Origin of the sequence: Photorhabdus sp. RM322S, from assembly GCF_042879395.1 — a bacterium.
Classification (GTDB): domain Bacteria; phylum Pseudomonadota; class Gammaproteobacteria; order Enterobacterales; family Enterobacteriaceae; genus Photorhabdus; species Photorhabdus khanii.
In genome coordinates this window covers 1-8750 of the sequence record NZ_JBHFKW010000072.1, presented here as the reverse complement: position 1 = coordinate 8750, position 8750 = coordinate 1, and the positions used below count along the sequence as shown (strand labels likewise).

Here is an 8750-nt window from a genome sequence, read left to right as displayed (position 1 = left end):
TCAATAAATGACCAGATTGGTGATTTACAGTGAAATACATTTTGGAGTATGAATTTTGCACAAATTTTGGAGGGTAAAATGAATGGTAAAACAACCGATAAACAAGATTTAGAACTACTATAAAAATAATAATTATCCTCCCAATTTGTGTTATTCCTTACCATGTAGATTTAATAGACAGAATTTTTCGATCATAGCAAAATGCCCTAAGGTAAATTTAAAAAACTATTAAAATCAATAAATTATATTGAAAATAGAAATGTTGTTGGCCAGTTTCAACCTGCCCTATTGCCTGTAAGGCAGAAGGTTAAAAGCTATCACCAGCATGTTTGCCACTGGTGAAGGCTAAAAAAACTCTGTGCACAAAATCAACTGAGTGTGAAACCATGTATTCTGGGTATTCCTGATAAAGTACAGAACTATACACCTGAAAGCTAATTGAGAGGTCGTCAGTTTCTTGAAATCATTAGGTAAACTCGACCAACAAAGTTAATTTCATCAATTGCACAATCAAAAGTAACATCATTATCAAAGACTCGAATTTTACTGACAGGAATCTTTGAGATCTTTTTAATGCTATGCATCCCTTCTATATCAACTAACCATAAACCATCCTGAACACCAGACTCTTCTGTATCCAACAAATACCAAGAGTTGCCATCGTCCACCATAAGAGGTTTTTTTATTTCTTTGGCAATAAGTTCACTATCTAAAACTACAGAGCTATCAGTGTTCAGTTTTCCACCTACTAACTTAACTCGTCGTATCGTCGGAGCAATAATATTTTCTAAAGATTCTTTTTTCCTTCTCCCATCAGGAAACATTTCTCCCTGTCCTGTGCTTAACCATAGCAATGAAGCATTAGTTTCAAGATTGCACTGAATAACCCAATCGGCTGGAAAACTGTCCCTTAAGTAACGGTTAGCCATTGTACTTTTAGAGACGCCTAAATGGTCACTAAGTGCCTGGCGTGATTTGAATCCATATGCTCGGACAAGGCGCTCGATAGCTTGTTTTCCTCCACTATCTGCACCCATTTTTATCTCAGTTATGTTTTTTTTCATTGAAAGTACAGTTTAGCAAGTTAGTTTCATTCAAAATGATCTCTAATTAAGATCTAAAGTGTTCCAAATAAAATTGTCAGGAATTCAATTAGAGATATTGCATCATGAACATTCAGATTTCAATCTATATCCCTATTAAGTCGTATCGTCTAAAGAGTTTACCAAGCTTAAGTGTAAGGTTAAGGTTAAATTTATACATTACAGCTAACCATAATGAGGGGATAGTAGTTATTATTGTTAATTTTTTAATCTAAAACAACAACTAATGATTCACTTCTATCAAATTTAATTATCAGAAAAAGTAAAAAATACTTTAAGTTTTCCTAATTAGAGTATACTGTATGCACATACAGTATTAGTTATGCGGAGGCAAGTTTGGCGGTGGACTTTCTTATGGAATCAGTGATAGCACAACGTATTAATTTCATTGCCAGAATGGCAACGAGCTGTGAATGTAATCATTCTGAAGATAAGGAACTAGCTTTAGCTTGGATTGCTGAGTTGTCGACACCACTTGCAAAACGGCTTATTAATTATCACGAAACGCTTGAAGAATAAGCTCGGTAAAAAGAGTGAATGTGCTAAATTATTAATCGTGTAAGTTAACGTTGTTCACTTCATAGGTTTTGAGCAAACGGGATATCGGATTCCGATATATGAACGGCCTGACTCCTTCTTTGGGCCGTTTTCTCTTTTCTGAAAGAGTGAACCGTTTACATTTCTCCACATTCCAGGTCCATCTTACCCAACTACTTAAAAAGTATAAAAAACTTCACCAAGAATTAATAAATATCTTTGTTATATATTCATAGAATCATTCAACTAAGCATTTTCATTTAATAGATAGATGTAATTGTATATACCCGTAATCATTGAAGATGCTTGATTTTCTCCGAAATGGAGATCATTATCCTCGCTATGAAAATATTTATTACATCAGAACAAAAAATCAAACTTGAACGTCTTCACGACACCACTCGTGATGGTCAGGTACGAGACAGAATAAAAGCTATCCTTCTGGCTTCTGAAGGGTGGAGTTCTGTAATGATAGCCCAGGCATTGCGACTCCATCAGACCACTGTTGACCGCCACATCAGTGATTACCTTAATCACGGTAAACTTAAATCTGATAATGGGGGGTCTGATAGTTTGCTTTCTCAACAGCAAACTGATTTTTTAATCAATCACTTATCTCAACATCTTTTCCATCACACCCATGAAATCGTGACCTATGTTGCTCAGCTCTGGAATATTACCTTTAGCATTCCCGGCATGAATAAATGGCTACACCGTCAGGGTTTTTCTTATAAAAAACCTTGTGGCGTCCCTCATAAATTCGACGCAGAAAAACAGCGACAATTTATTGAATATTATGAAAATCTTAAAGTCACAGCGAAAGACGAACCCCTCCTTTTTCTTGACGCGGTTCACCCGACTCAAGGTACCAAACTCGGTTATGGCTGGATGCGAAAGGGCGAGAAAAAAACAGTCAAAACAACAGGAAGCCGGACTCGCCTGAATCTATTGGGCGCGCTCAACCTGAATGCCATTGGTCGTACCGTGTTCCAGGAATATCAAACCATCAATGACTACAATATTTGCTTTTTTTTCAATGAAATAAGAAAGTCTTATCCTGACTATCATCAAAAAATTCATCTTATTGTGGATGGGGCGGATTACAACAAAGCTCATCTTGTGAAGGAGTGGGCTTATGTTAGCAATATTGAGTGACATTACCTTCCTCCATACAGCCCAAATTTAAACCCGATAGAGCGATTATGGAAGGTCATGAATGAACAGGTTCGAAATAACCGTTATTTCGCGGATAAGTATGAATTTCGAGACAAAGTCTTCAAATTTTTCACCACAACGCTACCTGATATAGCGGACTCGCTGACGTCCAGAATTAACGACCATTTTCAGGTGCTAAAAACTGCATCTTGAAGTTTATTGGGTATAGATAACCTTTTGCTTCCTATTTGTATTACCCCTTTAACAACACTTCCCTGTTGTTTCTACCCTCTCGTTAGCACACCATAATGTTTTGACTTATCTATATTTCCTGTAATAAGGGGAGCATATCCGATGAAAATAATTGCACAACAAAGTGATACTGTCGATGCCTTGTGTTGGCGTCATTATGGACGGACTCAGGGCGTGACAGAACGAGTCTTGGTCGCTAACCCAGGTCTGGCTGAGTATGGAGTGATCCTGCCACATGGCACAGTGGTTGAAATGCCAGAGGCTATGCCTGCCGCAACAAAGCCTATTTTACAACTCTGGGATTAAAAACGACGAATGGATAAATACAGCCATGCCACTTATGGTAGTGCCGGTTTGATCGCTTTTTTTGCAGGGTTATCGCTTTATGAATGGTGCTTTTTTATCGGCGTTTTTGCCAGTGTTGCACTGGGGATCATGACTTATCTACTAAACCGTGGGGAGCAGATGAAGCGTACACGCATTTTGCAAGACATTTTGGAAAGTCTGAAAACTGAGCCTGCTTCTGAATCTGCCAGGATAGTCAATGAATTAGTACAGAAAGCACCAGGAGAACTTTGATATGCCAGATACCAAAACCAGACTCAGCCGGGCTGTTATTGGGTTAATACTTGGAGGTGCCGGCTCAACAGCGATTCTTTCTCAGTTTCTGGATGAAAAAGAAGGAAACCGTTTGAATGCCTATCAGGATGCAGGTGGTGTATGGACAATCTGTCGTGGCATAACCCACATTGACGGTCAATCTGTTAAAAAGGGGATGAGATTGACAGCCACACAGTGTGAACAATTTAACCAGATTGAGGCCAGAAAGGCCATAACATGGGTAAAACGCAATGTTCATATTCCGTTGACTGAACCACAAGTTGCAGGCATCGCCAGTTTCTGCCCATACAATATCGGACCAGCTAAATGCTTCTCTTCTACTTTCTACCGAAAACTGAACTCCGGGGATAAAAAAGGTGCTTGTGCGGAAATTAAACGCTGGATATATGACGGTGGGCGCGATTGCCGTCAGACTAATGGGAAATACGGAGGTTGTTATGGTCAGATTAATCGTCGAGATCAGGAATCTGAGCTTGTTTGTTGGGGGGGCTGAATAAATGAGGATCTTATGGAGAGAGCTAAAAATATTACCGCTATTCACTGCAGCAGCAGTTGGCTATACCGTTGGCTGGTGGTTGACTAAGCTGTCATTCACCGCCGAACTCGCCACATTAAAACAGCATCATACGGACCAACTCTCAATCATCAGTCATAAAGCTCAATCTGATACCACAGCAGCAATCCAAAGGATGAAAATTGCACAGGATACAGCTGCTGAACTTGATCGTCATTATTCAGAGGAACTTGCTTATGCCCAAGAAGAAAATACAGCCTTACGTACTGATATTACCACTGGCAAGCGTCGGTTGCGGATCGTATCAGCCAACCTTGCAACCTGTCAGCTCGTCGCAAGCCGAACTTATCCAACCAGCAGCATGGACAATGCAGCCAAAATCGAACTCACTGCAATTGTTGGACGCACTGTTTACGACATACGAGCAGGAATAATCAGTGATCAAGCCAAATTAGATTACTTGCAACATTATGTTAGAGATGTGGTTAGACAGTGCAAAATTGAAAATGTTACAAGGAGAAAACACGATGAAAAAACCTGGATTCCTGCGTCAAACCCTGATTAAAAAAGTATCATATTTGCACGCTTACCCAGGAACTCTAAGTATGTCAGCTGAGAAAGGCGTGGTGAAAGCAACAACGACTAAATCTCTCTCATTTGAATACAACTACGTACTCAATCTAACGATCAGTTATTACACTGGTGACTTGAATTTTCTGATAGTACCGCTACTTCAGTGGATAGGGAAAAACCAGCCAGATTTAATTGCCAATCCAGAATTGCGCAAAACTGGTTTCACTTTTGCGGTGGATACATTCAGCCAAGACGCTACTAATATCAAAATTGGCTTAAAATTAACTGAACGAGTACTTGTTCGTGAAGATGGTGAAAACCTCACTGTTGAAGATCTCCAGAACCCGAAACCTCATTTTAACAGAAGTCAATACCTTACATGCCCGCGAGGGCTTCGTGGGCGCTTTCATTACAAACACTTCCTGATGTGTACGTATCAAATTGTTCTTATCATGAATATTTAAGTAATACGTATTTAAAAGATTTCTATCTCCTCAAACTTACTGTGTTCACATGAAACATACCCAATATCTTTATTTTTTACAATCAATATTATTGTTTTATATAACAATGTATTACTTACTAAACTTGTTTGGTTATTCCTACAATCCTCTCTTAATGCCGACCTCCATCTTTAATGGCATTCTTTCCAGCATGAACACACAACTGACTGAACTGATGCGCTTATTGCGCAACCTGATCCGAACTGGCGTTATTACTCAAGTGGATACCACTCAGGGTATATGTCGTGTCGCAACAGGAAACATCGAAACCGACTGGTTGCACTGGTTGACACTGCGAGCGGGCAATACCCGTACTTGGTGGGCTCCCAGTATTGGCGAGCAGGTTTTATTACTATCCATAGGCGGAGAACTGACCACTGCCTTTGTGTTACCGGCTATTTTTTCTGATGAATTTCCGGCGCCATCAGCTTCCGCTGAAGCTGTCCATATTACTTTCGCTGATGGAGCGGTGATGGAATATGAGCCGAAATCCAGTGCATTACAGGTAAGTGGTATTAAAACTACCACAGTGAATGCTTCCGGTTCTGTTCATATCACTGCTCCGGAAATTACCTGCACTGCAAGCAGTAATATCACTCTGGATACACCGGAAGTTATTTGTACCAATCTGCTGACAACAGCCAGTCTAGTGGTACAGAAAGGTGGAAAAATGGCTGGTAACATTGAACATACCGATGGGCAATTCAGCTCTAATGGTGTGATCGTGGATTCCCATAAACACACCGGCGTTAGGTCAGGCGGTGACACATCAGGAGGTCCGGCATAATGATGTACCTTGGTATGAATCGGCAAACCGGTCATAGCCTGACAGATTTGGCGCATGTTCGCCAATCTGTCAGTGACATATTACTTACCCCTGTAGGTGGCCGTTTGGCACGCCGTACTTATGGCTCCCTGCTGCCTGAACTGCTTGACTGGCCGCAGAATGCTGCGTTGCGCCTGCAAGTTATGGCAGCCAGTTATACAGCGATTAGCCGCTGGGAGCCACGGGTTAATCTAACAGCTATCACTATAAATACTCAACAAGACGGCAAAATGACGGTGGATATCACTGGTTATTATCAACAGTCCACCGGAGTATTTTCTTTATCCATACCTGTGAGGTGAAACAATGCCGACTATCGACCTGAGCCAGTTACCACCACCGGATGTGGTAGAACCTTTGGATTATGAAAGTCTGCTGGCTGAACGCAAAGCTACGCTGATATCCCTTTATCCTGAGGAACAACAGGAGGCCATTGCTCGTACACTGGAACTGGAATCAGAACCACTAGTGAAACTGCTTGAAGAAAATTCTTACCGGGAATTGATACTACGTCAGAGAGTGAATGAAGCTGCCCGCGCAGTAATGGTAGCTTATGCTTCCGGTAACGATTTAGACCTGCTGGGAGCAAACAATAATATTACCCGACTGGTGTTGAAGCCAGCAGATAACAGCACTATTCCACCAACACTTGCGGTCATGGAATCCGATAACGATTTCCGTGTCCGCATCCCACAAGCTTTTGAAGGGTTAAGTGTTGCGGGACCGGTGGGTGCTTACGAATATCACGCCCGTAGTGCTGATGGGCGTATCGCAGATGCGTCTGCTACTAGTCCATCACCAGCAAATGTCATCGTTACCATTATGTCATGGGAAAATAATGGCATGGCCTCACAAGAATTGCTGGATAAAGTTGCCGCTGTTCTGAATGACGAAAATGTTCGACCTGTGGCTGATCGGGTGAAAGTCCAGTCTGCCAATGTAGTGGAGTACCAGATTGATGCAATGCTCTATCTCTACCCAACACCAGAAGCTGAGCCTATTCGTATTGCAGCCGAACAAAAACTGAAACGTTATGTGGAAGCTCAACATCGGCTGGGACGTGATATTCGGTTGTCTGCTATTTATGCTGCGTTGCATGTAGAAGGTGTGCAACGGGTGGAATTGAAATCGCCTACTCAGGATGTAGTACTGGATAAAACTCAGGCTTCTTATTGCACTAGTGCGAAACTGACGGTGGGAGGTTCTGATGAATGATCGTCTGCTACCGACTGGTTCTACCGTACTAGAGGTAACAGCAGCTAAAGCGTGTGCTCAACTGCAAAACATTTCAGTGCCATTACGTGAGTTATGGAACCCTGATACTTGCCCGCTACCGTTATTACCTTATCTGGCATGGGCATGGTCTGTTGATCGCTGGGATGAAAACTGGCCGGAGAAAACTAAACGTGAAGTCGTTAAAAGTTCGCTGTTTTTACACACGCATAAGGGCACTATCGGCGCGATTCGTCGTGTTGTGGAACCTTTGGGCTATCTCATTAAAGTTCAAGAATGGTGGCAGACTAACGATCCTCCTGGCACTTTTCGGCTTGATGTGGGAGTCCTTGATAGTGGTATTACCGAGGAAACTTTTTTAGAACTGGAACGGCTGATTTCTGACGCCAAACCTGTAAGTCGCCATCTAATTGGTTTATCCGTCAATTTGGATGTGCAAGGCGAATTTTACTGTTCCGCTGCAAGTTATAGCGGTGATGATCTCACGGTTTATGCTTATACCCCTGAGACTATCACTACTAGTAATAATGCGCCTATAGGCGCAGCACTTCATATCATTGATATAATGAGGATTTCATTATGAAATACTTTGCAATTTTAACCAGTCTGGGGGCAGCAAAACTGGCGAATGCCACTGCTCTTGGTACAACGGTTGATATCACCCATATAGCGGTCGGTGATGGTGGTGGTAAATTACCAGCCCCTGATACTAACCAGACAAAACTAATTAATGAAAAGCGCCGCGCTGCAATCAATACATTAAGTGTTGATCCAGTGAATACTAGTCAGATTATTGCTGAACAGATTATCCCTGAAAATGAGGGAGGTTGGTGGATACGTGAAATTGGCCTGTTTGACAGCGAAGGTGTGATGATTGCTGTAGCAAACTGCCCTGAAACTTACAAACCTCAATTACAGGAAGGATCGGGTAGAACGCAGGCTGTTAGGATGGTTTTAATTGTTAGCAGTACTGATTCGGTCACTCTGAAGATTGATCCATCTGTAGTGCTGGCAACGCGTGAATATGTGGATAGTTCCATTAAAAAACACGAAAAAAGCCGTAATCATCCAGATGCTACAACGAAAGACAAAGGAGTTGTTAAACTCAACAGCGCCATTGATAGCAATGATGAAACGGCTGCTGCTACACCCAAGGCTGTGAAAACCGCTTATGATTTAGCTGCCAGTAAACTTTCCAGTGTACCGGATGCAACATTGTCACAAAAAGGTGTTGTTCAACTAAACAGCGCTACAAATAATGCCAGTGAAACGCAGGCAGCAACACCAAAAGCAGTTAAAGCTGCCTATGATCTGGCAACTACGGCGAATAACAATGTCGCAACAGCCAATACTAATGCAACAAATGCTAACAATAATGCTAATGACAGATTAGCAAAAAACCAAAACGGTACGGACATTCCCGATAAAAATGC

Annotated in this window: 12 protein-coding genes and 1 pseudogene; 12 read left to right on the top strand and 1 reads right to left on the bottom strand. The window is 41.7% G+C overall.

Translation table 11 applies throughout. The features are described from left to right. Nucleotides 1-449: 449 nt before the first annotated feature. Nucleotides 450-1064, bottom strand: a complete 615-nt coding sequence (locus ACGF63_RS21830; RefSeq protein ID WP_387633173.1) for a phage repressor protein CI — start codon at nucleotides 1062-1064, stop codon at nucleotides 450-452. Between the two features lie 393 nt (nucleotides 1065-1457). Between ACGF63_RS21830 and ACGF63_RS21825 the strand changes: the two genes are divergently transcribed. From ACGF63_RS21825 to ACGF63_RS21770, 12 genes and pseudogenes are all read left to right on the top strand, one after another. After that, nucleotides 1458-1622: a hypothetical protein gene (locus ACGF63_RS21825; protein WP_162835247.1), complete on the top strand. Its 165-nt coding sequence runs from the start codon at nucleotides 1458-1460 to the stop codon at nucleotides 1620-1622. A 360-nt stretch (nucleotides 1623-1982) separates the two neighbouring features. Then, nucleotides 1983-3008 (top strand): annotated as a pseudogene (locus ACGF63_RS21820) (IS630 family transposase). A gap of 141 nt (nucleotides 3009-3149) precedes the next feature. Beyond that, nucleotides 3150-3353, top strand: coding sequence for a tail protein X (locus tag ACGF63_RS21815; RefSeq protein WP_036841233.1), 204 nt, complete (start codon nucleotides 3150-3152; stop codon nucleotides 3351-3353). Nucleotides 3354-3362: 9 nt separating this feature from the next. Next, on the top strand, nucleotides 3363-3626 hold the full coding sequence (locus ACGF63_RS21810; RefSeq protein WP_387633171.1) for a hypothetical protein: 264 nt from the start codon (nucleotides 3363-3365) through the stop codon (nucleotides 3624-3626). Nucleotide 3627: 1 nt separating this feature from the next. Next, nucleotides 3628-4161: a lysozyme gene (locus tag ACGF63_RS21805; RefSeq protein ID WP_387633170.1), complete on the top strand. Its 534-nt coding sequence runs from the start codon at nucleotides 3628-3630 to the stop codon at nucleotides 4159-4161. A gap of 4 nt (nucleotides 4162-4165) precedes the next feature. After that, the gene (locus tag ACGF63_RS21800) at nucleotides 4166-4747 is read left to right on the top strand and encodes a lysis system i-spanin subunit Rz (protein WP_387633168.1); all 582 of its coding nucleotides are present in this window, start codon (nucleotides 4166-4168) and stop codon (nucleotides 4745-4747) included. After that, nucleotides 4710-5219 (top strand): phage tail protein, encoded by a 510-nt coding sequence (locus tag ACGF63_RS21795; RefSeq protein ID WP_387633167.1) that lies wholly within the window; start codon nucleotides 4710-4712, stop codon nucleotides 5217-5219. Before ACGF63_RS21800 ends, ACGF63_RS21795 begins: the two co-directional genes overlap by 38 nt. A 190-nt stretch (nucleotides 5220-5409) precedes the next feature. Next, nucleotides 5410-6045: a phage baseplate assembly protein V gene (locus tag ACGF63_RS21790; RefSeq protein WP_387633166.1), complete on the top strand. Its 636-nt coding sequence runs from the start codon at nucleotides 5410-5412 to the stop codon at nucleotides 6043-6045. Then, nucleotides 6045-6386, top strand: a complete 342-nt coding sequence (locus ACGF63_RS21785; RefSeq protein WP_387633164.1) for a GPW/gp25 family protein — start codon at nucleotides 6045-6047, stop codon at nucleotides 6384-6386. Before ACGF63_RS21790 ends, ACGF63_RS21785 begins: the two co-directional genes overlap by 1 nt. 4 nt (nucleotides 6387-6390) lie before the next feature. Beyond that, the gene (locus ACGF63_RS21780) at nucleotides 6391-7299 is read left to right on the top strand and encodes a baseplate J/gp47 family protein (RefSeq protein ID WP_387633163.1); all 909 of its coding nucleotides are present in this window, start codon (nucleotides 6391-6393) and stop codon (nucleotides 7297-7299) included. Continuing rightward, nucleotides 7292-7900: a phage tail protein I gene (locus ACGF63_RS21775; RefSeq protein WP_387633162.1), complete on the top strand. Its 609-nt coding sequence runs from the start codon at nucleotides 7292-7294 to the stop codon at nucleotides 7898-7900. The genes ACGF63_RS21780 and ACGF63_RS21775 overlap by 8 nt, the downstream gene beginning before the upstream one ends. After that, the coding region (locus ACGF63_RS21770; RefSeq protein ID WP_387633161.1) for a phage tail protein at nucleotides 7897-8750 on the top strand (854 nt) is incomplete at its 3' end. The genes ACGF63_RS21775 and ACGF63_RS21770, both read left to right, overlap by 4 nt.